The 24,902-nt window shown below is 57.4% G+C and carries 24 protein-coding genes; 19 read left to right on the forward strand and 5 right to left on the reverse strand.

Annotated elements, in window-relative coordinates; genetic code table 11:
* The first annotated feature begins 45 nt into the window (after nucleotides 1-45).
* The 15 genes from argC to MCM46_13730 all read left to right on the forward strand — a co-directional run bounded on the left by argC (nucleotide 46) and on the right by MCM46_13730 (nucleotide 16,811).
* Nucleotides 46-1,083 carry an N-acetyl-gamma-glutamyl-phosphate reductase gene (gene argC, locus MCM46_13660; GenBank protein MCG3112858.1) on the forward strand — a complete coding sequence of 346 codons (1,038 nt, stop codon included), beginning with the start codon at nucleotides 46-48 and terminating at the stop codon, nucleotides 1,081-1,083.
* Between the two features lie 23 nt (nucleotides 1,084-1,106).
* The gene (gene argJ / locus MCM46_13665; protein MCG3112859.1) at nucleotides 1,107-2,309 is read left to right on the forward strand and encodes a bifunctional glutamate N-acetyltransferase/amino-acid acetyltransferase ArgJ; all 1,203 of its coding nucleotides are present in this window, start codon (nucleotides 1,107-1,109) and stop codon (nucleotides 2,307-2,309) included.
* Between the two features lie 257 nt (nucleotides 2,310-2,566).
* On the forward strand, nucleotides 2,567-3,349 hold the full coding sequence (rpsB, locus tag MCM46_13670) for a 30S ribosomal protein S2 (GenBank protein ID MCG3112860.1): 783 nt from the start codon (nucleotides 2,567-2,569) through the stop codon (nucleotides 3,347-3,349).
* A gap of 45 nt (nucleotides 3,350-3,394) precedes the next feature.
* Nucleotides 3,395-4,000, forward strand: coding sequence for a translation elongation factor Ts (gene tsf / locus MCM46_13675; protein ID MCG3112861.1), 606 nt, complete (start codon nucleotides 3,395-3,397; stop codon nucleotides 3,998-4,000).
* Between the two features lie 104 nt (nucleotides 4,001-4,104).
* Nucleotides 4,105-4,827, forward strand: a complete 723-nt coding sequence (gene pyrH / locus MCM46_13680; GenBank protein MCG3112862.1) for a UMP kinase — start codon at nucleotides 4,105-4,107, stop codon at nucleotides 4,825-4,827.
* Between the two features lie 62 nt (nucleotides 4,828-4,889).
* Nucleotides 4,890-5,447 carry a ribosome recycling factor gene (gene frr / locus MCM46_13685; GenBank protein MCG3112863.1) on the forward strand — a complete coding sequence of 186 codons (558 nt, stop codon included), beginning with the start codon at nucleotides 4,890-4,892 and terminating at the stop codon, nucleotides 5,445-5,447.
* Between the two features lie 60 nt (nucleotides 5,448-5,507).
* Entirely contained in the window at nucleotides 5,508-5,918 is a 411-nt protein-coding gene (locus MCM46_13690) for a PA2779 family protein (GenBank protein MCG3112864.1), read from the forward strand.
* A gap of 139 nt (nucleotides 5,919-6,057) precedes the next feature.
* Entirely contained in the window at nucleotides 6,058-6,534 is a 477-nt protein-coding gene (locus MCM46_13695; protein MCG3112865.1) for a C39 family peptidase, read from the forward strand.
* Entirely contained in the window at nucleotides 6,498-7,181 is a 684-nt protein-coding gene (locus MCM46_13700) for a tetratricopeptide repeat protein (protein MCG3112866.1), read from the forward strand. Before MCM46_13695 ends, MCM46_13700 begins: the two co-directional genes overlap by 37 nt.
* 13 nt (nucleotides 7,182-7,194) lie before the next feature.
* Nucleotides 7,195-8,331: an alanine racemase gene (alr, locus tag MCM46_13705; protein MCG3112867.1), complete on the forward strand. Its 1,137-nt coding sequence runs from the start codon at nucleotides 7,195-7,197 to the stop codon at nucleotides 8,329-8,331.
* Nucleotides 8,332-8,373: 42 nt separating this feature from the next.
* Nucleotides 8,374-9,141, forward strand: a complete 768-nt coding sequence (locus MCM46_13710; GenBank protein MCG3112868.1) for an ABC transporter permease — start codon at nucleotides 8,374-8,376, stop codon at nucleotides 9,139-9,141.
* Between the two features lie 24 nt (nucleotides 9,142-9,165).
* On the forward strand, nucleotides 9,166-9,960 hold the full coding sequence (locus tag MCM46_13715; protein MCG3112869.1) for an ABC transporter ATP-binding protein: 795 nt from the start codon (nucleotides 9,166-9,168) through the stop codon (nucleotides 9,958-9,960).
* A gap of 42 nt (nucleotides 9,961-10,002) precedes the next feature.
* Complete coding sequence (locus tag MCM46_13720) at nucleotides 10,003-11,460, forward strand: MlaD family protein (GenBank protein ID MCG3112870.1); 1,458 nt, start codon at nucleotides 10,003-10,005, stop codon at nucleotides 11,458-11,460.
* Between the two features lie 280 nt (nucleotides 11,461-11,740).
* Complete coding sequence (locus MCM46_13725) at nucleotides 11,741-15,445, forward strand: DUF4091 domain-containing protein (protein ID MCG3112871.1); 3,705 nt, start codon at nucleotides 11,741-11,743, stop codon at nucleotides 15,443-15,445.
* 547 nt (nucleotides 15,446-15,992) lie between these two features.
* Entirely contained in the window at nucleotides 15,993-16,811 is an 819-nt protein-coding gene (locus tag MCM46_13730) for a hypothetical protein (GenBank protein MCG3112872.1), read from the forward strand.
* A 107-nt stretch (nucleotides 16,812-16,918) separates the two neighbouring features.
* Here the strand turns inward: MCM46_13730 and arsS are convergent, their stop codons facing one another.
* The 5 genes from arsS to MCM46_13755 form a co-directional block, all read right to left on the reverse strand.
* Entirely contained in the window at nucleotides 16,919-17,965 is a 1,047-nt protein-coding gene (arsS, locus tag MCM46_13735) for an arsenosugar biosynthesis radical SAM protein ArsS (protein MCG3112873.1), read from the reverse strand.
* 11 nt (nucleotides 17,966-17,976) lie between these two features.
* Entirely contained in the window at nucleotides 17,977-18,309 is a 333-nt protein-coding gene (locus MCM46_13740) for an arsenosugar biosynthesis-associated peroxidase-like protein (protein ID MCG3112874.1), read from the reverse strand.
* Between the two features lie 192 nt (nucleotides 18,310-18,501).
* Nucleotides 18,502-19,560 (reverse strand): hypothetical protein, encoded by a 1,059-nt coding sequence (locus tag MCM46_13745; protein MCG3112875.1) that lies wholly within the window; start codon nucleotides 19,558-19,560, stop codon nucleotides 18,502-18,504.
* Between the two features lie 193 nt (nucleotides 19,561-19,753).
* A complete protein-coding gene (locus tag MCM46_13750; GenBank protein MCG3112876.1) occupies nucleotides 19,754-20,041 on the reverse strand; it encodes a hypothetical protein in 288 nt (95 codons plus the stop codon).
* Nucleotides 20,038-20,664 carry a sigma-70 family RNA polymerase sigma factor gene (locus MCM46_13755; GenBank protein ID MCG3112877.1) on the reverse strand — a complete coding sequence of 209 codons (627 nt, stop codon included), beginning with the start codon at nucleotides 20,662-20,664 and terminating at the stop codon, nucleotides 20,038-20,040. Before MCM46_13755 ends, MCM46_13750 begins: the two co-directional genes overlap by 4 nt.
* 172 nt (nucleotides 20,665-20,836) lie before the next feature.
* Between MCM46_13755 and MCM46_13760 the strand changes: the two genes are divergently transcribed.
* The 4 genes from MCM46_13760 to MCM46_13775 all read left to right on the forward strand — a co-directional run bounded on the left by MCM46_13760 (nucleotide 20,837) and on the right by MCM46_13775 (nucleotide 24,846).
* On the forward strand, nucleotides 20,837-21,043 hold the full coding sequence (locus tag MCM46_13760) for a C2H2-type zinc finger protein (protein MCG3112878.1): 207 nt from the start codon (nucleotides 20,837-20,839) through the stop codon (nucleotides 21,041-21,043).
* Between the two features lie 167 nt (nucleotides 21,044-21,210).
* Nucleotides 21,211-21,939, forward strand: coding sequence for a hypothetical protein (locus tag MCM46_13765; GenBank protein ID MCG3112879.1), 729 nt, complete (start codon nucleotides 21,211-21,213; stop codon nucleotides 21,937-21,939).
* Nucleotides 21,940-22,036: 97 nt separating this feature from the next.
* Nucleotides 22,037-23,419, forward strand: a complete 1,383-nt coding sequence (locus MCM46_13770; GenBank protein MCG3112880.1) for a DUF3047 domain-containing protein — start codon at nucleotides 22,037-22,039, stop codon at nucleotides 23,417-23,419.
* Nucleotides 23,419-24,846 carry a mercuric reductase gene (locus MCM46_13775; GenBank protein ID MCG3112881.1) on the forward strand — a complete coding sequence of 476 codons (1,428 nt, stop codon included), beginning with the start codon at nucleotides 23,419-23,421 and terminating at the stop codon, nucleotides 24,844-24,846. Before MCM46_13770 ends, MCM46_13775 begins: the two co-directional genes overlap by 1 nt.
* Nucleotides 24,847-24,902: the final 56 nt, after the last annotated feature.

The raw sequence follows: 24,902 nt of genomic DNA on the forward strand, positions 1-24,902 counted from the left end.
TAAATATCGGGACCAGAGGTCCCTCCCACAAAGATAAGTGAAGAGATGACCCTCAAAGTTGCCATTGCCGGCGCCACCGGTTATACGGGTGGAGAATTGCTCCGGCTCCTGTCTCAGCATCCCCATGTCGAGGTGGTCAGTGCGACCTCCGAGCAGTCGGCCGGAGAGCCGCTCGTTCATCGGCTCCCCTCGTTAAAAGGGTATTACGACCTGACGCTGGAATCCTTTGATCCGAAGAAGATCGCCGAAAAGGCCGATCTGGTCTTCCTCGCTCTCTCCCACACAAAAGCAATGGAACCGGCGCGGCAGCTCATCGATCTGGGCAAAAAGGTGATCGACCTCTCCGCCGATTTTCGCCTCCGATCTGCCCCGCTGTATGAGCGCTGGTACAAGTTGCCCCACTCCCGCCCCGAGCTCTTGAAGGAGGCGGTGTACGGGCTTACCGAGATCTATCGGGATGAGATCGCAAAAAGTCATCTCATCGCAAATCCCGGCTGTTATCCGACCGGGGCGCTGCTGCTCCTCTCCCCCTTTTTAAAGGCCGGGTGCATTGATCCAAGCCGGGAGATCATCATCGATTCGAAGTCGGGGGTCTCCGGGGCGGGACGGACTCCCTCCGCAAAGGCCCACTTTACCGAGGTCAACGAAGGAATGGTGGCGTACAACGTCGGTGTTCACCGACATCTCCCTGAGATCGAACAGGAGATTCGGCGGATCGGCAAACAGAAGATGACCACTCTCTTCACCCCGTACCTTCTCCCGGTCAACCGGGGGATATTGACGACGATCTATCTTCCGTTAAAGGAAAAATTCACACAGAAGAAGATCGATTCGGTTTTGGACCTCTATCGGGGTGAGCCCTTTATCCGGAGGTTCAACGACGCGCCGAACTTGAATCAGGTCCGTGGATCGAACTTTTGCGACATCGGCGCCTTTGCGACCCCCTCCGGTCGGACGGCAATCCTCATGTCGGCGATCGATAACCTGGTAAAAGGGGCATCGGGACAAGCGATTCAAAATATGAATGTCATGATGGGATGGGACGAGCGGCTTGGCCTGATGTCGCCGGGGATCTTCCCCTAAACGCTTTTTATTTTGGATGAACGATGGAACAGATTGAAGGGGGGATCACCGCCGTCGACGGCTTTCTGGCGGCCGGAACATTTGCCGGGATCAAGAAGATGGAGAGGCCCGATCTCGCGTTAATCTTCTCCGAGAACGTCTGCAATGTGGCGGGGGTCTTCACCAAGAACCGATTCCAAGCCGCCCCGCTTCTGCTCGATCGAAAGCACCTTCGAAAGAAAAAGGGCCAGGTGATCATCACCAACAGCGGCAACGCCAATGCTTTCACGGGGGCGCGGGGCGGTCGGGATGCCGAAGCGATGGCCGAGGCGGCGGCGCGCGCGTTGAATGTCCCGATCGCGTCGGTCTATGTCGCCTCGACCGGGGTCATCGGCGAGTTCCTGCCGATTGAAAAGATCACCGGCGCGGTTCCGCGGTTGGCCTTGCAGCTTTCGCGAAACGGCGGCCACGCGGCGGCGGAAGCGATTATGACGACCGATACCTTTCCGAAAGAGGTCGCCTTCACCGGTAAGGTCGGTCGAGAAGAGGTCCGGGTCGGTGGGATCGCCAAGGGTTCCGGAATGATCCATCCGAACATGGCGACGATGCTTGCCTTCTTGGCGACCGATGTAGCGATGGAGCCCCGTCTGCTTCAGGAGGCGCTCCGGCAAGCGGTCGATCGTTCGTTCAACCGCACCACCGTCGACGGCGACACCAGCACGAACGACATGGTCCTCTGTTTTGCCGGCGGACAGCGGGGAAAAGAGATTCGCTCCAAGGGAACGGCCTACGGCCAGTTTGTCGTCCTGTTGGAGGCGGCCTGCCTCTCGCTTGCCAAGATGATCGTCCGGGACGGGGAGGGGGCGACGAAGCTGATCGAGATTAAGATCACCGGCGGCCGAAGCGATTCGGCGGCCCGGCGGATTGCCGAATCGATCGCCTGCTCCAGTCTGGTCAAGACCGCCTTTTTCGGAGAGGATGCCAACTGGGGACGGATTGTTGCGGCCATCGGCAATGCCGGAGTTCCGGTCGATCCGGAGCAGGTCGATCTTTCCTTCGGCCCGGTGGCGCTCGTCCGTAAGGGGGTCTACCAAGGAAAGGATGCGGAATCGAAGGTGGCGGTCCTCTTGAAACAAAAGGAGATTGAATTGACGGTTTACCTCCATTCCGGCAGGGGTCGTGCCGACTTCTGGACCTCCGATCTCAGCCTCGACTATGTCAAGATCAATGCGGCGTACCGGAGCTAAGATGAGGAAAGAGATCCTTTTTTCCTATTGCAAATTCAGCTATAATTATGTTACTTTTTAAAATCTCATCATTTGAAATTCCTGTGATCGAGATCGTGTAACACCTTCAACAATCAACACAAAATACACACGCTCCCCGCTGGGGCTCGGTCCCCGACCGAAACGGCGCAGCCGGAGGTCGGGTCGCCCTTTTTGTCCATGAGGCAATCAGTGCGTAAAAGCGGGAGCGGAGGCTCAGACCAAAATAAGGAGAAGCAATGACTGAAATGAGAGAATTACTTGAAGCGGGTGTTCATTTCGGACACCAAACCAATCGTTGGAATCCGAAGATGGCCAAATATATCTTCGGGGAGAGAAATGATATTTATATCATCGATCTTCAGAAAACCGTTAAGAAGTTCGCGGAAGCGACCGATTTCGTCCGAGACCTTGTGGCGCATGGAGAGACGATCCTCTTCGTCGGAACGAAGCGACAGGCGCAGGAGATCGTAGAGGCCGAGACGAAACGGTGCGGGATGTTTTATGTGAACCACCGGTGGCTGGGGGGAATGCTCACCAACTTCGCCACCATCCGGAAGAGCATTGAAAAGTTAAAGAAGTTCGAATCGGCGCGCGAAGACGGGACCCATGAGCGGCTGCCGAAAAAAGAAGTGCTCCAGATGGAAAAAGAGCGGGAGCACCTCGAGTGGAATCTCGGCGGAATCAAGGATATGCGGAGTCTTCCGGCGGCGATTTTTGTGATCGATACGATGAAAGAGCGAACCGCCGTGTTAGAGGCGAATCGGCTGGGGATTCCGGTCATCGCCATCGTCGATACGAATTGTGATCCCGATGAGATCGATTATGTCATTCCGGGCAACGACGATGCGATCCGGGCGATTCGGTTGATTACCAGCCGGATGGCCGATGCGGTCTTGGAAGGTCGGCGTATTCGGGAGAAGACTCAGACCGAGCGGCCGGCTCCCGCTTCCCAGCAGGAGGTAAAACCGGAACCGGTGATGGCCGCGGCGGAGGGAGAGCCGGGAGCGACTGCTTCTTAAGCGCTACCTCGGGCTCTAAGTATCTTGTTAAAGAAAGGGAAGGGAATGTCGGCAGTCGATACGATTAAAGAGTTACGCGAGAAGACGGGGGCCGGTATTATGGATTGCAAAGCCGCCCTCGCACAGTCGCAGGGCGATCTTTCCAAGGCGATTGATTTCCTCCGGCAGAAGGGACTTGCGACCGCTGCTAAAAAGGCGGGCCGGGAAACCCGTGAAGGGAGCATCGGCTCCTACATCCACTTCGGCGGAAAAATCGGCGTTTTGGTCGAGGTGAGTTGCGAGACCGATTTCGTCGCGCGAAATCCGGAGTTCCAGGACTTCGTTCGAGATATCGCGATGCAGATTGCCGGTTCGACCCCCCCGCCCCAGTATATCCGGCGCGAGGAGGTTCCTGCGGAGGTGATCGAGAAGGAGCGGAACATCTACATCGCTCAGGCGCGTGAGACGAAAAAGCCGGAGGCAGTGATCGCGAAAATCGCCGAGGGAAAACTCGAGAAGTTTTTTGAAGAGATCTGCCTGCTGGAGCAGCCGTTCATCAAAGATCCTCAGACCAAAATCAAAGATCTGTTGGCCCAGAAAATTGCAAAGGTCGGAGAGAACATGCACATCCGACGGTTTACGCGATATCAGTTGGGTGAAGGGGAGGCTTAAGGGTCTCCGCATCCACCCATTTTCATGCCCGAACGGAGCGAACGGCCCTTATGCCGTTCGCTCCGGCAGTGTTGACCTTATCCATTCATAACAGGATCGCCGCCATGTCCGATGCCAAGTATCGAAGAGTTCTTCTGAAGGTCAGCGGGGAGGTATTGGCGGGTGACCAGGGGTACGGGATCGATCCCAAGATGCTCGACACCATCGCTGAGGAGATCAAGGAGATCGCCTCGATGGGGGTTGAAACGGCGGTCGTGATCGGCGGCGGAAACATCTTCCGCGGCATCGCCGGGAGCGCCGCGGGAATGGAGCGGACCTCGGCCGATTACATGGGGATGTTGGCGACCGTTCTTAATGCGCTTGCTCTCCAGAATATCCTCGAAAAGAAGGGGGTCTTCACCCGCGTTCAGTCGGCGATCGAGATGAAAGAGTTGGCCGAGGGATACATTCGAAGAAAGGCGATCCGTCATTTGGAAAAAAAACGGGTGGTCATCTTCGCGGCCGGGACCGGCAATCCTTACTTCTCAACCGATACCGCAGCAGTGCTCCGAGCGATGGAAATCGGCGCCGAAGTAATCTTAAAGGGAACCAAGGTCGACGGCGTGTTCGACCGGGACCCGATGAAAGATCCGGCGGCCCGCAAGTTCTCCGAGCTGACCTTCTTCGAGGTGATCGAGAAGGGATTGAAGATCATGGATTCCACCGCGGTGACTCTTTGCATGGATAATAACCTTCCGCTGATCGTCTTCAACGTCAAAGAAAAAGAAAACATCCGCAAGGTCCTCACCGGCGAGCGTGTGGGAACGATTATTAGAAAGTCGCGATGATTTTATAGGTCCTATACGACTTATAGGACCTATAAAACCTATAAGATCTATAAAAGGATTTCATGCTTTCTGACGCGAAAAAGAAAATGGTCGAGAAGATGGAGGCTTCCCTCCAACACCTGAAGGTGGAGCTCTCCGGCGTTCGAACCGGCCGCGCCTCCTTGGTTCTCTTCGATTCCGTTCAGGTTAATTATTATGGAGCAACCACTCCTTTAAAGCAGATCGCGACCCTTTCCATCCCCGACAGCAGAACGGTCCTCATTCAGCCATGGGATACCAGCCAGCTTCCCGAGATGGAAAAAGCGATCTTGGGCTCCGGGCTGGGACTCACCCCCTCCAACGATGGAAAGGTCATCCGGATCAGCATCCCTCCTCTGACCGAAGAGCGAAGAAAAGATCTCGTGAAGCTGGTGAAAAGGATCGGGGAAGAGTCGAAGGTGGCGATCCGAAACATCCGGCGCGATACAAACGAAGAGCTCAAATCGCTGCAGAAGGACGGAACGCTGACGGAGGACGCGCTCCGCAAGGCGCAGGATGAAGTTCAAAAAATGACCGACCAAACGATCACCAAGGTCGATGAAATCTTAAAGAAGAAAGAAGCGGAGATTCTGGAAGTTTAAGTGAAAGTCTAGACGGCGTGTCGTTTCACGGTTCTCACAGTTGCGGATAGGAGGTCGTCGATGGGTTTTCGGGTTCAGCTTTTCTTTAAACGATCTTTGGTCGGTTATTTGGTGGTTGCAACAGTGGTTCTTGGACTCCTTTCCGCTTTCCCAACGTCCGAAGGTTGGGCGATGTTTCTCCCCTCCAATCAGACCTCTTCGATCCGCCAAGAGGATCTTTCCAAGATACAGACCGTTCTCGAATCAAAAATGATTCACCAACGCCTGGCCGATCTCGGTTTAAGCCAAGAAGAAATCACTTCCCGGCTGGCGCAGCTCTCCGATCAGGAAGTCCATCAAGTCGCCAGTCAAATCGATTCCCTCTATGCCGGAGGGGACGGGCTCGGCGTGGTGATCGCGCTTCTGGTGATTGCGATCCTCGTGGTGATTCTACTTCAACTGACCGGGCATAAAGTCATCATCACAAAGTAGATCGAATGTGAGTCGACTTCATCGTACGGGGCTTGCTGATGAGATCCAGCCGATTTCTTCCGGGATGATCCCAGTTCTGTTGCGGTCTTCTCTGGCGATTCTTTTCCTTACACTCGTTTCAGCCTGTGCCCCGGGTCAAATGCGTTCTCCCTCCCCGGAGGCGCTTCGGTTAAACGTTCCTTATTTCCCCCAGCAGGTCGGACTCTGCGGTCCGGCGTCGTTGACCTCCGTCTTCCATTACTGGCGGGAGGAGATTTCGGTGGAGGAGGTGACGCGCGCCGTCTATCTTCCGGAGTTAAACGGGGCGTTGGGGATCGATCTCACCCATTTCGCGCGGAAGAAGGGGATGCGGGCCGAGAGTTACGCCGGCAGCCTCCCCGATATCAAGAAACATCTCTCGCAAGGCATTCCGCTGATCGCATTTTTGAATCTGGGGGGACGTGTTTTCCCCGTCGGTCATTTTGTCGTCATTACCGGTCTGGATGAAACGCGGGAAGAGGTGATCGTCCACTCCGGATCAGAAGAGAACAAACCGATTCCGTATCCAACCTTTGTCGCAGCCTGGGAGAAGACGAATTATTGGACGCTTCAAGTCGTTCCCCGAAGCTCAAGCTAGCCCTGTTGGGACTTGCACGGACGCTGCTTCTCCTTCTCCTGTTCGGGCTCGCCGGCTGCGGCGCCGTTCCCAAAGTCGTCATTCTCAACGACCCGCTCTCCGGTGAAGAGCATCTTCAACTCGGGCTTTCCTATGAAGCGCGGGGGGCGTGGGACCTGGCGGTCGTTGAATATCAAGCGGCGCTCGACAAGGGAGGATCCCCCTCGGTGATCCAGGGCTACTTGGGAAACGTTTACTACGCAAAGAAAAATTACGCCGCCGCGGAACAGGCCTATCGAAAGTCACTCCGTCTCGACTCTCGGAACGCTCCCATTCTCAATAATCTGGCGTCGCTTTATCTGATCGAAGAGAGAGATCTGCTCGAAGCGGAGCGCTGGGTTCAGCAGGCGATCGAGATCGACCCGGCGCGAAAGCCCTACTATCTCGACACCCTCGCCGCCATTTACCTGGCGCGCGCCGAATACGAACCGGCCCTCGCCGCGGTCCGGGAGGCGAAAGCGTTGGCTCCCTCCGATCCGCTTCTCCTGAAACAGCTGAGCGAACAACAGAATCATGTGCTAGAATTGCTCGAAGAAAAAACCTCGAACGGCGTGGCCGCTCCGGTGGAATCGAATCCGAACGGCCGGGCCGGCGAGGGAGTGGATTGAGCAGGGGATAAGGATGGATGTTCGAAGGCGCTCGGCCAGCGTGGCGGAAGTGGATCTCTCGGCATTGCGGGACAATCTTCAACAGGTCAAGAAGCGAATCGGCCGGAGGGAAATCTTGGCGGTCATCAAGGCGAATGCCTATGGCCATGGCGCCGTCCCGATCGCGCAATTTCTGGTGGGAAAGAAACGGTCGAAGGAGATCAGCCTGCTCGGGGTCGCTTATTTGGAAGAGGCCATCCAGCTTCGAAAGGCCGGGATCACCCATCCGATTTTGTTGATGACCGGCTGCCCGATCGAGCAGATCCCTGAAATCGTCCGATATCAACTCACCCCCCTCCTCTTCGACGCGGCGTCGCTCACCGCCCTGAGCCGGTATGCCGTCCGGCGGGAAAAGCGGGTGAACGTCCATGTCAAACTCGATACCGGCATGGGACGCATCGGCCTGCCGGTTTCCGAAGCCCTCCCGTTCATTCAAACGGCGACGGAACAGAAAGGGATTCGGGTGGAAGGGATTTTGACCCACTTTGCCGAGGCCGATCTGAAGGATCTCTCTTTTGCGAAGAAACAGTTTGAGGCGCTGAAGCAAATCTGGACCGCGCTTCAGAAGGCAAAAATGAAAGTCCGCTATTGCCATCTCGCCAACAGCGCTGCTATTATGCACTTCGGCGCGGCGCACTTTAACTTGGTCCGGCCGGGATTGATGCTCTACGGGTATTCCCCTCTGGAAGAGGAAACGGAGATCCCGCTGAAGCCGATCCTCCAGCTACGGGCCCGCGTCATCGCAGTGAAAAAAGTTCCCGCGGGAAGCTCCATCAGCTATGGGCGCACCTTCTTCACCCGGCGGGAGAGTCTCATCGCCACCGTGTCGGTCGGTTATGCAGACGGTTATCCGCGGCTTCTCTCCAACCGCGGGGTGATGATCGCCAAAGGACAACGGGTGCCGGTGGCGGGCCGGGTCTGCATGGATATGACGATGCTCGATGTCACCGAGGCCCCTTCCCTGAATGTCGGCGACTGGGTCACGGTGATTGGGGAAGAAGGGGGCGAAGCGGTCTGGGCCGACGAACTCGCCCGCCAGGCCGAGACCATCCCGTATGAGATTCTCTGCGGGATCGGGGAGCGGGTGCCGAGAATATACAAGGAGAGGTGAGGCAAAATATAGGTCGTATAAGACCATAAGACCTATACTCTTATGCGCTACTTCGAAAAAATAGGGAGTTGGCTTCTTGGCTTTTTGACGGAGGTGGGGGCGATTGCCCTCCTTTTCATCAAGGCGTTCCTTTGGACGTTCCGGCCCCCGCTTCGTTTTCGGAACATCGCCCGGCAGATGGAGGCGGTGGGGGTCGAGTCGATCCCGGTCGTCCTGATCACCGCCACCTTCACCGGGATGGTCCTGGCGCTGCAGAGCTACACCGGTTTCCAGCGGTTTAATGCCGAGGGGCTGGTCGGGACGGTCGTCGCCCTTTCGATGACGCGGGAGCTCGGGCCGGTCCTGACCGGGCTGATCGTGGCGGGGCGCGCGGGGGCGGCGATGGCCGCCGAACTCGGGACGATGAAGGTGACCGAGCAGATCGACGCCCTGGCGTCGCTGGCGGTCGATCCGGTCCAATATCTGATTACGCCGAGATTGCTCGCGGGGATGTTGATGCTTCCGCTCCTGACCGTCTTTTCGGATTTCATCGGCATCATCGGAGGATACCTGATCTCGGTGCAGATGCTGGAGGCGAATCCGGGGATCTATATCCGCCGGACGATTCAGTATCTGGAGCCGAACGATATTTGGGGGGGGCTCTTGAAGGCGATGGTTTTCGGCACCCTCATCGCAACGATCAGCTGCTACAAGGGATTTAATACGCAAGGGGGGGCCGAAGGGGTCGGGCGGGCGACCACCGGGGCCGTCGTCATCGCGGAGATGCTCATTTTGATCTCCGACTATTTCCTGACCGCCTTTCTCTTTTAGAATGATTTTAGGAGGGGGAAGGTCATGAAACCGATGATAGAGCTGATCGATGTAAAGAAAAGTTTCGGCAACAACCATGTCTTGCGGGGGGTGAACCTCCAGGTCGAGGCCGGCGAAAACATGGTTGTCATCGGGGGAAGCGGAACCGGGAAGAGCGTTATTCTAAAGCACATCATCGGCCTGATGCGGCCCGATTCCGGACGCATTCTCATCGACGGGGTCGAAATTGAGACCCTTCCCGAGAGAGAGCTGAGCGAATTTCGGAAGCGGTTCGGGATGCTCTTCCAAGGGGCGGCCCTCTTCGACTCGTTGAGCGTTTGGGAGAATGTCGGCTTCGGGCTCCGGGAGCATACCGATTTGCGGGCTGAAAAAATCCGGGAGATCGCCCGCAAGAAATTGGAAATGGTGGGGTTGAAAGGGATCGAGGATCGGATGCCGGCCGATCTCTCCGGCGGGATGAAGAAGCGGGTCGGCTTGGCGCGGGCGATCGCGATGGATCCGAAAATTATTCTTTACGACGAGCCGACCACCGGACTCGATCCGATTATGTCCGACGTCATCAACGAGCTGATCTGCCGGATGAACAAACAGCTTCAGGTGACCTCGGTTTCGATTACGCACGACATGAAGAGCGCATATAAAATCGCCGATCGGATTGCGATGCTCTATCAGGGTAAAATTTTAGAGGTCGGCACCCCCGAGGAGATTCGGAACAGCCCCAACCCGGTGGTCCAACAGTTCATCACCGGGAGCGCGGTCGGCCCGATCACCGTGGGGGAGGGGATCGGCGGTCCAAAGAGCGAGGATAAGGAAGCCTAAGCGCTTATCTTTCATTCCTATTCACTTCTATAAGGAGATCCATTGAAGGGAATCACCACTGAAGCGAAGGTTGGAGTCGCTGTCCTTGTCGGTCTTCTTCTTCTCACGTATATGACTTTCAAAGTCGGCGGATTCGCCTTTCTTCAGGAAGAGGGGTATCGCCTCAATGCCACATTCAGCTCCGCTTCGGGTCTTGATCGACGGGCCCCCGTCCGGGTGGCGGGGGTGGAGGTTGGACAGGTGGAAAGTATCGAACTGGTGGACGGGGGTGCGAAGGTGATCCTCAAACTTCAGTCGGAAATCAAGATCCGAAAGGGGGGACACGCTGCGATCCGGTCGGAAGGGCTCTTGGGGGATCGCTATGTGGAGATCGTCCCCGGCACGGAGAATACGTTTTGGGGGAACGGGGAGACGATCCCGGTCCAGGAGGCCTCCGCGGACCTTGAAAATCTGATGACGCGCTTTTCCAGCATCGCCGACGATGTGAAAGCGGTCACCACGTCGCTCCGGGAGGTTCTCGGGAGCGAGGAGGGAAAACAGAATCTAAAGGAAGTCCTGGAAAATGCGAAGGGGCTGACGAAAGGGATCAACGAGTGGGTCCAGAAAAATCAGGAGCCGCTCAGCCGCTCCATCAGCAATTTCGAGTCGTTCTCCACGTCGCTCAAAGAGGAGGGGAATGAGCTTGTGGAGAGCCTCACCCGGATGGCCCAGAAGATGGAGCGAGGGGAGGGGACCCTCGGCAAGTTGATCAACGATGATGAAGCTTATGAGAAGCTGACCCGCGCCCTGGACGACCTCGGCCATTCGTTGAAGGGGGTGGAGAAACTCACGGCCAAGGTCGAGCGGGGGGAGGGAACCATCGGGAAGCTCTTTACCGATGAGACCGCGTACGAAAATATCAACAGCGCCCTGGAAGGGATCGGCAACGCGGTCGGCCGGATCGAAAAATTCCGGACCCATGTCGGCTTCCGAAACGAATATCAGCTTCAGGAGAGCCAAAACAAAGGCTACTTCACGATTCAACTTCAACCCCGCGCCGACAAATTCTACCGGGTGGAGATTGTGGATGATCCGCGGGGGAGCGTCCGCGAGAAAACCACGGTCATCACCACCGACGGGGTGCCGAGCACCATCACCGAGCTGGAGACGCAGCGCCGGTTAAAGCTCTCCGCCCTCTTCGGAAAGCGGGTTTCCAACCTCGGTCTCCGGATCGGTCTCGTTGAGAATACCTTCGGCGCCGGGGCCGACTACTTTTTATTTAATGAGGCCTTCCGGGTCAGCGTCGACGTTTGGGATTTCAACAGCGACGATCCCTTGTCGGAGCGGGCGCATCTGAAGTTGACCACCGCCTATACCCTCTTTAAATACATCACTTTCGAAGCCGGCTACGACCAGATCCTCAACAATGATCTGAATACCTTTTTCATCGGCGCCGGGCTCCGGTTTGAAGATGATGATCTGAAATATCTCATCGGCTCCATGGCCACCGCGGCTTTTTAAAGGACGCCTGTGCCGGTCTTCGAAAAAGAGATGAATCCCTTCGGCTTGTGTGATTTCGGTCACACGAAAAAGGGGAAAGGAAATCTTCGGCACGTTCTTCAATTCATTTCCGGCATCCCAGTCCGACTTTCCAGTAGAGTATCTCCCTCCTTTTGTTCCGATTGATCCGATCTAAGGAAAATATCAAAAGGAATTAGAGCGGTTGCCCTATAGCCGATCGATCACGTTTTGGTATGCTTGCGCTTTGTCTTCATCCAAACCTTTATGTGTGGAGCGCGGCATGAACCGATGGCGGCAGTGGGTGATTCTGGTCAGTTCTTTTTTCCTCTCGATCGGTGTTGCAGAGGCGCAGACGATCTGGTGGGATACCGGGATGGTCAAGCTCCGCCAAGCCAACAGCGGGACGACAGGGGATCCGGTCCCCGCTGGAATCGATCTCTGCACCAGCACCGGATGCAGCCAAGGGGGGGCAACCCTCTCCGCAGGAAGAAACGAGTTCGAGCCATTTCAAATTTTTATTGCCGCCGCCTCTTCCGCGCTCTCTCAAGTCAACGTCACAATCACCGACCTTTCCGACGGCCGGGGGAACGTCATCGCCGCGCTTGCCAACGGCCGTCCTAAGAATATCGTTATTTACCGCGAGCATTATCTCCCCGTTACTTCCACCTCTTCTTCGGAAGGAAAATTAGGACTCTGGCCGGACGGTTTGGTTCCCAAGGTCGATGAATATTTCGGCGAGGTCCGGCGGATGCCGGGGGAGACCGCGCCGGCCTTTCCGTTTAACGTCGCCGCGAATCAGAAGCAGGGGATCTGGGTCGATCTGTATGTTCCGCAGGGGACCCCCGCCGGCCTCTACCGGGGGACGGCCCAGGTGACGATCGGGAGCGCCGTCGCCGCCACAATTCCGATCCAGCTGACGGTCCGCAATTTTGACCTTCCCTCCATTCCTTCTTTAAAAACAGCCTATGCGGTCGGAATCGGCGAGGCGAAGACCGGCCATTACGGTACCGCCGCGGTCGGGGATGACAAGTACTGGGAGATCATCTGTCTTTATACAAAGGAGATGCTGCTCCATCGGGTCTCGAACGAAAACGCCATCTGGCCGAGGCCGGTCTGGAGCAACTCCCTCGGAGGGATCAATTGGTCGCTCCCGGCGATCTCGACCACCTGCAACCAGCGGTATCCGGAGTTTCTCAGCGGCGGGGATCCCAACCTCCTTCCGAACGGAAAGCTCCCGGGGACGAAGCTGACCCGGGCCCGGATGCGGGACGGAACGGGGCTGAGCGCCACCGGCGTGGAAACGGTCGCTTATTACCGGGATTATACCCGGTACATCGCCGACAAAGGATGGAAATCGCAGCTTTTCTATTATCTCTGGGATGAGCCTCCCTATCCCTCGGTGAGCGGGGTCCGGCGGTGCGACCAGAATTACAGCGGCGGCGCCTCGGCCGCCTGGAGAGAGGTCTACCAGAAGGCGAAGTTTTTCAAGGACAACGCCATCGACATTCCGATCATGATCACCAGCAGCCGGCAGGCGAGCGAAGATTGCTTCACCAATTATCTGAGCGTTCCCGATTATACCCGTTATCTCGACATCTGGACCGTCCCGAACAGCTGGATGAATGGAAAGCCGACCGGCGGTTTCCCTTTCAACACCAACCTTCGGCGCAGCTATGACACGATCATCACCCCCGGAAAGGAGCTCTGGTGGTATCACGCCTGCGGCAGCCACGGCTGCGGCGGGTCGGAGACCGGATATCCCACCCCGATGGCCGACCTGCCGGCGATCTACAGCCGCGCCTTTGAGTGGCTGACCTATCAATACCAAATCGGCTACGCGGCGCCGGGTCCCGGCACTCAACTCTATTTCGATACGGTCTACGCCTATCAATTCCCGGCCAACGATCCGTGGAAAAACATCTACTACTTCAGCGGCAACGGCGACGGCACCTTCTTTTATCCGGGCCGTCCCGACAAGATCGGCGGGACAAGGCACATTCCGATCCCGAGCATCCGGCTGAAGATGCTCCGGGAAGGGATCGAGGATTACGAATATCTCACCCTCGTCGAGACAAAAAAGGAAGAGGAAGGAGTCGACGGAAAGGCCTGGATCAAACAAAACATCCTCGATCCTTATATGGCCGCGGTCGACCCGGCGGACGGGGCGAGAAAATTGATCACCTATGTCTGGAACAAAAATCCGGGAAGCCCCACGTCGAGCAGCGGACTCCTGCGGGCGAGGGAAGAATTAGCCAAAGTCCTCTCCGCACAGCCCGATTTTACGATCGCCGCCGCTCCCACCTCCGCCTCGGTGGTGGCCGGAGGGACGGCCGCATCGACGGTGACGATCTCTTCGAAGGACGGCTTTAATACTTCTGTCGGAATCAATTGCGACGCCTCCCATCCGACCGTGACATGCAGTTACAGTCCTTCCTCCGTCCTCCCGCCGATCAACGGCAATGCCTCTTCCACCCTGACGGTGAGAACACAGGCGACGACGCCGATTGGGAATCACACGATCACGGTGAACGGGGCAGCGGGAGATCTTTCTCACCCGGCGACGTTCACCCTCACGGTGAGGCCGGCGCCCGATTTCCAGTTGACGGTCTCCCCCGCCTCACTCAGCACAACGGCGGGAGGGACGGCGGCTTCTACACTGACGGTTTCATCGGTCAACAGCTTTAATTCTTCGGTCTCCCTGACCTGCACGACCTCCAACCCCGGCGTAACCTGCAGCGATGTCAGCGCCGCCGTCACCCCGCCGGCCAACGGATCGGGCGCGACCACGGTAAATCTCCGGACGCTCGCCACCCTTCCGGCCGGAAGTTATTCGGTCACAGTGAGAGGGGCCTCCGGAAGCCTGCTCCGTCAGGCGACCCTCGCGCTGACGGTGACCGCTCCCGCCCCGCCGCCTCCCGCAAACGTCAGCGATACGTTCGATCGGGCCAACAACACGAGCTTGGGGGCGAACTGGAACGAGTATATGGTCGATTTCGAGATCAACGGCAATCAGGTCCGCAACCGTGATGCCGCCAGCCAGGAGGCGCGGTGGACCCAATCGATCGGACCGGATCAAGATGTCTCGGCCGACTGTAAGACGACCGCCGCCGGCAGCAGCTGCGGGGTGATGGCGCGGTGGTCGAATGCAAATAATTTCTATTATGTTCGACTCGATGCCGGGATGGGAGATATCGCTCTGTTCAAGAAGGTGAACGGCGTCTATACGAAACTGGCGATGACGGCGCGGCCGATCGGCTACAACACCTATTACCGGCTCCGTTTGGTGATCAAAGGAAGCACGATCAATGTTTACTTCGCAGGGGAAGGAGCGCCGGCGATCGCCGTCAGCGACTCCTCTCTTGGCACGGGAGAATACGCCGGGATTCGTTCCCACGCTTCCGCGGTCGGGACCACCTGGTTTGATCGTTTCTATGTGGTCTCCGCCTCAGGCAGCTCGCTCAGCGACTCGTTCGATCGGGCCAACGGCACAAGCTTGGGAGTGAACTGGAACGAGTATATGGTCGATTTCGAGATCAACGGCAATCAGGTCCGCAACCGTGATGCCGCCAGCCAGGAGGCGCGGTGGACCCAATCGATCGGACCGGATCAAGATGTCTCGGCCGACTGTAAGACGACCGCCGCCGGCAGCAGCTGCGGGGTGATGGCGCGGTGGTCGAATGCAAATAATTTCTATTATGCGTTGCTCGATCCGGGACTGGGAAGTACAGTTCTTTTCAAAAAGGTGAATGGCGTCTTTACGCGATTGGCAACGGCGAATCGGGTCTTGAGCTTCAATACTCATTATCGGGTTCGCCTGGTGACCCAGGGGAACACGATTCGGGTTTACTTTGCCGGGGAGAGTACCCCGGCCATCACCGTCACGGACAACTCCTTGACGGCGGGAAATTATGCCGGAATCCGTTCCTATGCGGGTGCGGTTGGGACAACCGGGTTTGATAATTTTAAAGTCACCGCCGCTCCTTAAACAGTTAAAGAGCGGACCTCATGCCTGGAGAGGCCCCTCGCGAGGGCATCTCCAGGCACCTTCCCCGATTTTTAAGCCAATGCTCAATTTGTCAGACAGCTCCAAGCCGGCGGATCAATGCGTCTTCTTCCGGCCTCTGTCCGAGTGGATCCTGCGGATTGTCCCCTTTTTTCCAGGACATTCTTTGAAAAGGTTCTTGACAAGTGTCAACCATTTTAAATATGATGGGGCAGCTTCATACCCTTATTCGGGCCGCGCGCTTCTTCGGACGCGGCATCCGATCCTGAGTCATCAGGGTACGATGCAAGACAGAAGGCATATCACATGGATTAGAAAGTGCCTTCCACGGCGGCAGGGGAAGTGGGGCTGATTTGGAATCGTTCGTATGAAGAAAAATAATCCTCCCTTCACTGTGGAAGCGCAAAGTAGAACAATATCCAAGCGTTTCCCATCATTCACCTGGAAACAGTCGTAAGCATGAATCAGGGAACGGGGGAGCCGGGGGGCTCTCTGAAAGTTTCACTACTTTAAAAAAGGAGATAAACAGATGAACAGGTTCGTCAAGCTATTCGGTACCACAGTTGCTGTCAGTCTGTTGTCTGCGACGTTTGCTTTCGCAGATTACGCAGAAGCACCCGTCTCCGGCGGGGGGTCGGTGTCGGGAAAGATCACTTTTAAGGGGACCCCTCCTCCACCGGAGAAATTCGATCTAGCCAAGTTTCCTCAGGCCAAATTCTGCAGCAGTGTTGATTCCGAGGGGATGACCCGGCTCCGCCATGATGTGAAGGTAAAGGGCGGCGCGTTGGCCGATGTCGTCGTCTACATCACCAATATCGAAAAAGGAAAACCGTTCAAGCCCGAAGCCACCAAGGTGGTGGCCGACCAGTGCCGTTTCTTGGTTGAGGGGGGAGCTTCCAAGTCGGTCGGTGTCGTCGTGAAGAAGGGTGAGATCTCGTTCACCAATAACGATGCCGATCCGAGCGAAGAGAAATCGAAGGAAGGGGTGCTCCACAACCCGCACGGTTACGAAATCGTCGGACCGAAGAGCTCCACCACCTTCAACAAGCCGCTTCCCAAGAAGGGCCAAACCATTACCGAGAAAATCAAGCCGATCAACTTCAAGAGGGACGGTTCCTTCCTGAAGGTGGAGTGCGACCAGCACAACTACATGAACGTCTGGTTCCGCCCGATCGAAAATCCTTATTATGCCATCGTCGGCGAGGACGGCACTTTCACCATCGGGGACGTTCCTCCGGGGAAATATAAGATTGAGGCGTTCCACCCCAAGCTGGGATTTGTGGAGAAAGAAGTGGAAGTGGCCGGCGGCGGAAAAGCAACGGCCGATTTCGAGTTTGCCGGCAAATAGCACCTTTCAAGATCAACAAAAAAGGGGAAGCGGTTGAACCGCTTCCCCTTTTTATTTTTTGTGGCAGGGGCGGGCCCCTACAAGATTCATGTTTTATGTTTGCATGATTAAGTCAGCGTCCCGCCGCAGGAAGAGCCGGCGCCGGCGGTGCAGCCGTAGCAATGGTTGCCGGTGACGATCCGGCGGTGGTGAAGCGCCGCCGGATCGAAATCGGAGAGATGCCGGGGCGCGCCGCCGTCCACCGGCAGATCGAGCATTTGGTTGAAGTCGCAATCGTACAATGTGCCGTCCCATCCCACCGAGATCGTATAACGGCACATCACCCCCGCCGCGGCGGCCGGGTTGAAAGCGTTGGCGAGCCGTTCCATGTACCCTTCCACATTGCCGGTCTCGATCAGAAATTCCAGAAAGCGGCTGATCGGCATGTTGGTGATCGTGTAGAGCCGGTTGAAGACGACGCCGTAGCGGAGGTCCAACTCCTTCCGGAATTGCGCCTCGATCGCTTCCTGTTTGGGGGGAAGAAACGCGCCGACCGGATTATGCACCAGATTCAGAATCAGCCCGCTTCCTTCGACGCCGTAGCCGATTTGATTAAGGAGCCGCAGGGCGGCGATCGACTTTTCGAAGATCCCCTCTCCCCGCTGCGCGTCGGTTTGTGCGGGGCGATAGTAGGGAAGCGACGCGATGATTTCGACCTGATGATCGGCCAGGAACGCCGCAAGATCGGCCTGAGAGGGGAGGAGCAGGACGCTCAAATTGCATCGATCGATCACATGCCGGCCCAGGGCGCGCGCCTGGGTGACCACCCATCGGAAGTGCGAATTCAACTCCGGCGCGCCGCCGGTGATATCGACGGTCGGAATGTCGGTTTGAGCCAGCGCGTCGATACACGCCTCGGCCGTTTCACGCGTCATCATCTCCCGGCGGTCGGGAGCGGCATCGACATGGCAATGGCGGCAGGCCTGATTGCAGAGTTTCCCGAGGTTCATCTGAAAAACCGAAATCCCGGTGGCGTGGAGCGGATCGAGACCGGCCTGTCGCATCGGCGCATCGAACGGCGGACACCCTTTGATCTCCGAGAGAATCCGGAGCTGCTCGGTTTCCGAGGTTAATAAACTCCCTCGGGCCTTTAGGCTGAGTCTCGTTTCAGACATTCTTTCTCCTGCTACATCGAGAGCTTGTGAGCCACGTTCCGCATCTGGACCCCATGGACCAGCGAGGCGCCGCCGCGGATCGCACAGGCGACATGAACCGCCTCGGTCATCTCCTCGACATTGGAGCCCTTCTCAAGGCAGGCCTGCGTATAGGAATCGATGCAGTAGGGACATTGTACCGCGTGGGAGACCGCCAGGGCAATCAGCGCCTTCTCCCGCTCGGTCAGTGCCCCCTCGGCGAAAACGGCGTTGTAATAGCTGGTGAACTTCTCCCACAATTCTTTGTTTCCTTTTCCCATCTCTGCAAATTTTCCAAGATCCCCCGGGTGATAATAGGTCTCCATTCCTTCCCCCTTTTGATGTATGTCGTCCGATCATTTGGACTAACGAAGAATGCATTCTGATGATGTGTACCATGTCCCGGCCGTTCTTGCAATCCTCTTCGGTGTCCGTCTCGGGAGAGGTGAAAAGGGAAAGCCCTGCCGGAGAAGCAACGAGGTCACTTCCTCGGCAGGGCGAGCTTGATGCTGTTTATCTTACTGATCGATGCTGACGATCGGGCAGTTCACGACGACCCCGATCGCCCCCCAGGGCATGCCTTCCGGACCGGTGACGCGGCCTTCCGCGGCGAGGCGGGCGACGGTGTTGAAGTCTTTTTGGGCGGCGTTGGTTTTGGCGCCGATCGCCTCCGCTTTCCAAACGGCGATATGGACATCCCACATGGGGGTGTAAAGCTCTGCGCGATCGCCGAAGGGGATTTCCTGAACGATGTTGAAAGGATCGCCTTCACCCATCAGCGCCGAAGCAAGCCCCTGGCGGGCGGGGTTCATTTTTCCGGTCTGGCCGTTTGCAAAGGGGATCAATCCGATCAAGGCGGAGCCCGGGCCGCTGGACCCTTTCATCGGGGTCGCTGCAAGCCGCGGGGTGTAGGTGGCCGCTTCCACCGCGGCGACGCCGGGGTCGGAGGCATTGAACGAAGTGTAGTGGACGACCTTCCCTTCAAAGAAGCCCTGGGTCATCTTGAACGTTGCCTTTTTATTTTTAAGATCGAAGGAGACGGTCCGGTCATGTTCTCCCGTGCTGTTCTTCACGTGGGGGGCGTTCAAGACCGTTCCGTCCGGAAGCTCGATGAGCGGAGTATAACCGGCTTCGGCGATTGCCCCCGGCTTCGCCTCTTTCGGAGGAAAGCCGGTCGGTCCCGGAACGACGCTGCGCACCGGAGAGAAGATGACGCTCCCGGTAAACGCGATCCTCCCATTCACGATTTTTACCTTCTCGACGGCATTGGTTCCTTTGGCGTTCGCCATCTTCGGCGAATAGTGAACCTTCCGCCGCGCGGCGTCTTCTTTGTTGGATGATTCGGTCACGACAAACCAGACCGTCTCCGTCCCGCGTTTTCCCTCGAAGATCGGCAGGGTCACGCTGCTCAGGTCGGCGCTTTCGGTCGCGCTCTGGAGAAGAAGCGTGTGTCCCTTCTTCATCATCCTGTCGTCTTTCATCATCCCATCCATCGCCGACGCCGACGCTGTCGGCGAAAGAGCGGAGAGGGAGAGGAGGAGCGTCCAGGCGGCAAGTGCTTGTCTCGTTGTCTTCATTGTTCTTCTCCTATGTTGAGTTGGGTGATCTATCGCTTGCACGGACGTATGTCGGCCCCATTTTGAAATCCTTACATTTCAAAGTAGGAAAAAAACAGAAAGGATTTTAGAGAGCGCTTTGGAAATGATCAGGGGAAAATGAGTCGGGAAAAAATGAAATCCTTACTAAAGATACTCAGGAAAGGAACGGAGGTTATTTGCTTTTTGGACGGAGGGCCTGTTTGATTCGCTCCTGGGCTTCAGGGGAGAGAGCGCCGGGGGCGGTCTCCCCGACTTTCTCGGGATTACCGCCCAGGATGTTGTGGATGAAGCGGATTTGTTTTTGATAACGAAAACACCATTTGCAGATCAGAAAATGGAGCCGGATGGAGAGCCGCTGCCGAATCGAGGGGGGCCGTTCCATTGAATTGGAAATCAACTGAATGATCTCCTTGCAGGAAGGGGTATGACGCGCCAGAAAATTCGTGAGCCATCGGGTCATTCTTTCACCTGTTTTTCTTTTCCAAAGAAGTGTATTTCCAGACACTGCCTCAGTTGCATCCGGGCGCGATGCATCAGCACCCAGAGGTTCGAGGCCGTCAGGTTCAGTACTTCACAGACCTGCTCACTGCTGACGCCGTCGATTTCTCTTAACGAGAATACGTGGGCCATTCGGGAAGGAAGCTTGGAAAGGCATCGATCCAATGCGATCCAAAACTGCTTTCTCTCAAGCAGGCGTTCCGGGTCGGCGTTCCACTCGCACGGGCCGGTTCCGTCCCGCTTCCAATGGCCGTTCTCGTCGAACGCTCCTTCCATCTGATCTTCAAACCGGGAGAGGTCCTCGATCGGTGTTTCCCGGCTGATCTTCCGGAAATAATCGATCACCTTGTGCTTGAGAATCCCGATCAGCCAGCTTCGCTCCGAGGCTTGTCCTAAAAAACGATTCCGGCCCTGAAACGCGGAGAGAAGGGTTTCTTGGACGGCGTCCTCGGCGAGCTTCGGATCGCGGAGCCGGAGAAGCGCAAACCGATAGAGGGCATCGCCATGCATCTCGACCCACTTCTCGGGGTCGGACGATGGAGTCCCCTCGTCCGGTTTTCGATCAATGGCGGGTTCGCTGATCAAAGAAGGTCCCTCACTGGCCAGTTTTTTAGCATGTTTCCTTGATTCTTGCAAATATATTTGCTGAGGTGGCGCTCCGGAAGGGTGTAAGCGGGGCTACTTTCAAAGTTCCGCTAACAGACTATCCTATTCATAACAGCCGATAGGCATCGTCAAGACAAGGGGAGGAATGAAGATGGCCGAGTGGAAATGTCAGGACTGTGGCAAGGTATTCAAAACGCAGCAAGATCTGCTGGCCCACGAACTCGAGCATGCCCCCCGCTATGAATGCGCCGTTTGCGGGGAGGAATTTAAAACGAAAGAGGAGGCCTATCTCCATGAGGTCGGCAAACATGGGCGGCCCCCGGCCACCGATCCGGTCCCCATAAGGCGACCCGCCTGAAGGGGTTGATTCTCCTGCTGATTAAATCAGAAAAAAGGGACCGCTTGAAATCGGCAAGGGGTTCGGCGTATAAGGGAAAGAAGGTCTTACCGGAGAGCCGTTCCCCTCGCAAGAGGGATGGAAGGTGTTCTTTTTCGCGTCGACTCGTTCTAAGGAGGGAAAGGGGAATGGCGCATGTATTCGACCTGCCGCTCTCTCGGGAGCGGAGGGCCGACGATCAAGAGCGGCGCCGGGATCATCGGCGAAGCGCCGATCAGATCCGGCGCAAGGAGCGCCGCGTTTTTCCGACGGCGGTCCGCTTCGGCTTCTACGGTTTGATCACGGCCGGGTTCTTTCAGGGATTTATCTTTGCCTCTTATTTTATCGAAGCGAAGCGGCTCTTCTCCGAGAACGGTCCGGTAGAGTGGTGCCAATTCCTGCTCCTCCTCACTTGCTGCGGCTGGCTGCAGGCGATCGCGGTCCGCTCCGGATCGCGGCGCGAGATCTTCCACCTCGGGACCCTTTTCATTCTGATGGCGGCCGTTCGCGAGATGGATGCCAATCTCGATCGCTACGTTTTCGACGGCGCTTGGCAGCTGGTGGTGACGGGGTTGATCCTTTCCGGCTTGCTCTACGCTTGGCCCCGGCGCAGGAAGATCGCGGCGCAGCTTCAGTCTCTCATTTTTTCTCGTCCCTTCGGATTGCTCTTGGCCGGCCTGTTTGTCGTGACCCTTTTTACGCCTCTCCTGGGACAACAGCGTTTCTGGCAGGCGGCGCTCCAGGAGCGCTATATCCGGTCGGTGGCCCGGATCGTCGAGGAGAGCGGCGAGCTTTTGGGTTTCCTCCTTCTCCTCTTCGGATGTATCGAGATGTTCACCTTCTTCCCGCCGGATCAAAACGACGCGCGATCCTCCTAGATCCGTTCTCTTCGAATCTCCGCGCTCGAAGCTCTCCCTGTTTTTGCGCTGGCGCTTCCAGGCCCGATTCGATACAATCAGCAAAAACAGGAGGGGTATGGCCTCGAAGAGACGCTTCTTTTTCTTTTTGCTGCTCCTGATCGTCCTGGTCGCCGCCGTCCGGCTGCTCGGGTTGCACGACGCGCTCGATCAGCAGCAACTCCGGAGCGGGATCGATCGATGGGGGGCCTGGGGACCGCTTCTCTATATTCTGATCTTCGCGATCGCCCCGGTCCTCTTTCTGCCGGGCCTCCCGATCACCGTCGCCGGGGGATTGGCCTTCGGCCCCCTCTGGGGGACGGTCTACGCTTCGATCGGATCGACGCTGGGGGCGGGGCTCGCTTTCCTGGTGGCCCGCTACTTTGCGCGGGAAGCCGTTTCAGAAATGCTCGGAGAGCGATGGAAGCGGATCGACGCGGGGGTGGCGGAGCGGGGCTGGGTCTTTGTCGCCATCACCCGCTTGATCCCGCTTTTCCCGTTTAATCTTCTCAACTATGCCTTCGGCCTGACCCGAATTCCTTTTGCGATTTATCTTTTTACCTCCTGGCTCTTCATGCTCCCCGGGACCGCCGCGTATGTGATTTTTTCCAGCTCGCTCCTCGATCTGATCAAGGGGGATCTCTCGCCGGCGTTTCTCATCGGGCTGGTCCTGCTGGTTGCCCTCTCCGTCATCCCCTTTTTTTATCGGCGCTGGAAGGGATCGAAAGACTCCCTTCCAAAAGTGATCATCTGGGGGGCGGCGCTCCTTCTGCCGTTTCTTGCGATTCAAAAAGCCGATGCGGAGGAGCGGATCGACCTCCTCACGAATCGGCAGGGTGAGAGCGGCCTTCCGGAGGGATGGCGGCCGCTGACGTTCCAGCGGATCTCCCGCCACACCGACTATCATCTTCTGGAAGAGGAAGGACGCCCGGTGATCCGGGCGGTCAGCCGGCAGGCGGCCTCCGGTTTGATTCACCCGCTCGATCTTGACCCTCGCCGCTACGAAACCCTCTCTTGGTGCTGGAAGGTCGACCGGATTATTTCGAAGGGGGATGAGACGGAGAAGAAGGGGGATGATTACGCCGCGCGGGTTTACGTCACCTTCCGGTTCGATCCGGACAAGGCGACCTTTTGGGAGCGGACCAAGTTCAGCGTCCTGAAGCGGATCTACGGGGAGTATCCGCCGAAGGCGGCGATCAACTACATCTGGGCGAACCGGCTTCCGAAAGGGGAGGCCATTGCAAACGCTTACACCGACCGGGCGCGGATGGTCGCCGTCGAGAGCGGGAATGAGCGGGTCGGCGAATGGGTCTGCCAAGCCCGGAGCCTGTATGCCGACTATCAATGGCTCTTCGATGAGGCGCCGCCGCCCCTTTCGGGCATCGCCGTGATGACCGACACCGACGATACGGGTGAAGAGGCGACGGCGTTTTATGCCGATATTTTTTTAAAGGCGAAATAATGTCTGACCCATTCGATATTGTGATCATCGGAGGGGGCGCCGGCGGGCTCGTCGTCGCAAGCGGGGCGGCGCAGTTCGGGGCGCGGGTGGCGCTGGTTGAAAAAGAGCGCGGCCTCGGCGGAGATTGCCTTTATTACGGGTGCGTCCCGACGAAAACGCTGGTCCATTCCGCGCGGGTCCTTTCATTGATCCGGCGCTCGGAGGAGTTCGGCCTCGGCCGGGTGATTCCGTCCGAAGAGAGCTTCACGGGGGCGATGGAACGGATGCGGCGGATGGTCGCGCGGATCGGCGAGCATGACGATCCGAAACGGTTTGAGGCGATGGGGATTCGGCTCTTCTTCGGAGAGGGGCGTTTTGTCGATCCGAAAACGTTTGAAGTCGCCGGCCGGAGGATTGCCGGGCGGCGGTTTGTCCTCGCCACCGGCTCCCGACCCGGTGCCCCGCCGATTCCAGGTCTGGCCGAGGCGGGATTTCTGACGAACGTCACCGCGCTGGCGCTCAAACAGCGTCCCGAGACGATGGCGATCATCGGAGGGGGACCGGTTGGTCTCGAATTCGCCCAGATCTTCCACCGGCTGGGGGTTCGGATTACAATTCTCGAAAAAAGCGATCATCTCTTGCCGAATGAGGATCGGGAGATCTCCGAAGGGGTCGAAGGAATCTTCCGAAAGGAAGGAATCGATTTTCTGACCGGCGCTTCGGTTCAAGAAGTCCGGCGGGAGGGGAATCAAAAAGTTCTCCTCGTCGGAGGTAAAGAGGGGGTTCGGCGGATCGCCGCCGAGGAGATCCTGGTTGCCGTCGGCCGCGCGCCCAACGTCGAAGGGCTGGGACTCGAAGCGGCCGGGGTCGCCTATGACCGGGAGGGGGTGAAGGTCGACGCCGCCCTCCGGACGACGGCGCGGCATATCTGGGCCTGCGGCGATCTGGTCGGACCGTATCAGTTCACCCACATGGCGGAATACCAGGGAGGAATCGTCGTCTCCAACGCCCTCTTCCCGTTCGTCCGCCGGAAGGTCGATTACCGGGTCGTTCCCCGGGTGACCTTCACCGATCCGGAGGTGGCGCGGGTCGGCCTCACGGAGGCGGAGGCAAGAGAGAAGGCCGGCCCGGTGCATGTCTACCGCTTTCCCTTCAAGCAGGTCGATCGGGCGATCATCGAAGGGGAGGAGGCCGGCTTCATCAAGCTGATCGCCGACCGGCGGCTCCGGATCGTCGGCGCCCACCTGATCGGCCCGAGCGCCGGAGATCTCCTCCATGAATATGTTCTGGCGATGAAGGCCGATCTGAAAATCACCTCCCTTTCCACCACGATCCATGTCTACCCGACCCTCTCCCAGGGGGTCAAGAAGGCGGCCGATCAATACTTCCGCGAAAAACTCTTCACCGGCTGGTTCCCGAAGCTGGCCCGCTGGCTGATTCGGTTTTGATTTTCTCGGCCCCCTTCTTTTGCCGGGATAATCCTATCGGATAGGTTGTCCGCGCC

The organism is Candidatus Manganitrophus morganii, from assembly GCA_021651055.1.
GTDB classification, from domain to species: domain Bacteria; phylum Nitrospirota; class Nitrospiria; order SBBL01; family Manganitrophaceae; genus Manganitrophus; species Manganitrophus morganii.

Coding starts and splice junctions, on each gene's coding strand:
- argC (MCG3112858.1), top strand. CDS start 46: ATGACCCTCAAAGTTGCCATTGCCGGCGCCACCGGTTATACGGGTGGA.
- argJ (MCG3112859.1), top strand. CDS start 1,107: ATGGAACAGATTGAAGGGGGGATCACCGCCGTCGACGGCTTTCTGGCG.
- rpsB (MCG3112860.1), top strand. CDS start 2,567: ATGACTGAAATGAGAGAATTACTTGAAGCGGGTGTTCATTTCGGACAC.
- tsf (MCG3112861.1), top strand. CDS start 3,395: ATGTCGGCAGTCGATACGATTAAAGAGTTACGCGAGAAGACGGGGGCC.
- pyrH (MCG3112862.1), top strand. CDS start 4,105: ATGTCCGATGCCAAGTATCGAAGAGTTCTTCTGAAGGTCAGCGGGGAG.
- frr (MCG3112863.1), top strand. CDS start 4,890: ATGCTTTCTGACGCGAAAAAGAAAATGGTCGAGAAGATGGAGGCTTCC.
- MCM46_13690 (MCG3112864.1), top strand. CDS start 5,508: ATGGGTTTTCGGGTTCAGCTTTTCTTTAAACGATCTTTGGTCGGTTAT.
- MCM46_13695 (MCG3112865.1), top strand. CDS start 6,058: ATGCGTTCTCCCTCCCCGGAGGCGCTTCGGTTAAACGTTCCTTATTTC.
- alr (MCG3112867.1), top strand. CDS start 7,195: ATGGATGTTCGAAGGCGCTCGGCCAGCGTGGCGGAAGTGGATCTCTCG.
- MCM46_13710 (MCG3112868.1), top strand. CDS start 8,374: ATGCGCTACTTCGAAAAAATAGGGAGTTGGCTTCTTGGCTTTTTGACG.
- MCM46_13715 (MCG3112869.1), top strand. CDS start 9,166: ATGAAACCGATGATAGAGCTGATCGATGTAAAGAAAAGTTTCGGCAAC.
- MCM46_13725 (MCG3112871.1), top strand. CDS start 11,741: ATGAACCGATGGCGGCAGTGGGTGATTCTGGTCAGTTCTTTTTTCCTC.
- MCM46_13730 (MCG3112872.1), top strand. CDS start 15,993: ATGAACAGGTTCGTCAAGCTATTCGGTACCACAGTTGCTGTCAGTCTG.
- arsS (MCG3112873.1), bottom strand. CDS start 17,965: ATGTCTGAAACGAGACTCAGCCTAAAGGCCCGAGGGAGTTTATTAACC.
- MCM46_13740 (MCG3112874.1), bottom strand. CDS start 18,309: ATGGAGACCTATTATCACCCGGGGGATCTTGGAAAATTTGCAGAGATG.
- MCM46_13745 (MCG3112875.1), bottom strand. CDS start 19,560: ATGAAGACAACGAGACAAGCACTTGCCGCCTGGACGCTCCTCCTCTCC.
- MCM46_13750 (MCG3112876.1), bottom strand. CDS start 20,041: ATGACCCGATGGCTCACGAATTTTCTGGCGCGTCATACCCCTTCCTGC.
- MCM46_13760 (MCG3112878.1), top strand. CDS start 20,837: ATGGCCGAGTGGAAATGTCAGGACTGTGGCAAGGTATTCAAAACGCAG.
- MCM46_13765 (MCG3112879.1), top strand. CDS start 21,211: ATGGCGCATGTATTCGACCTGCCGCTCTCTCGGGAGCGGAGGGCCGAC.
- MCM46_13770 (MCG3112880.1), top strand. CDS start 22,037: ATGGCCTCGAAGAGACGCTTCTTTTTCTTTTTGCTGCTCCTGATCGTC.
- MCM46_13775 (MCG3112881.1), top strand. CDS start 23,419: ATGTCTGACCCATTCGATATTGTGATCATCGGAGGGGGCGCCGGCGGG.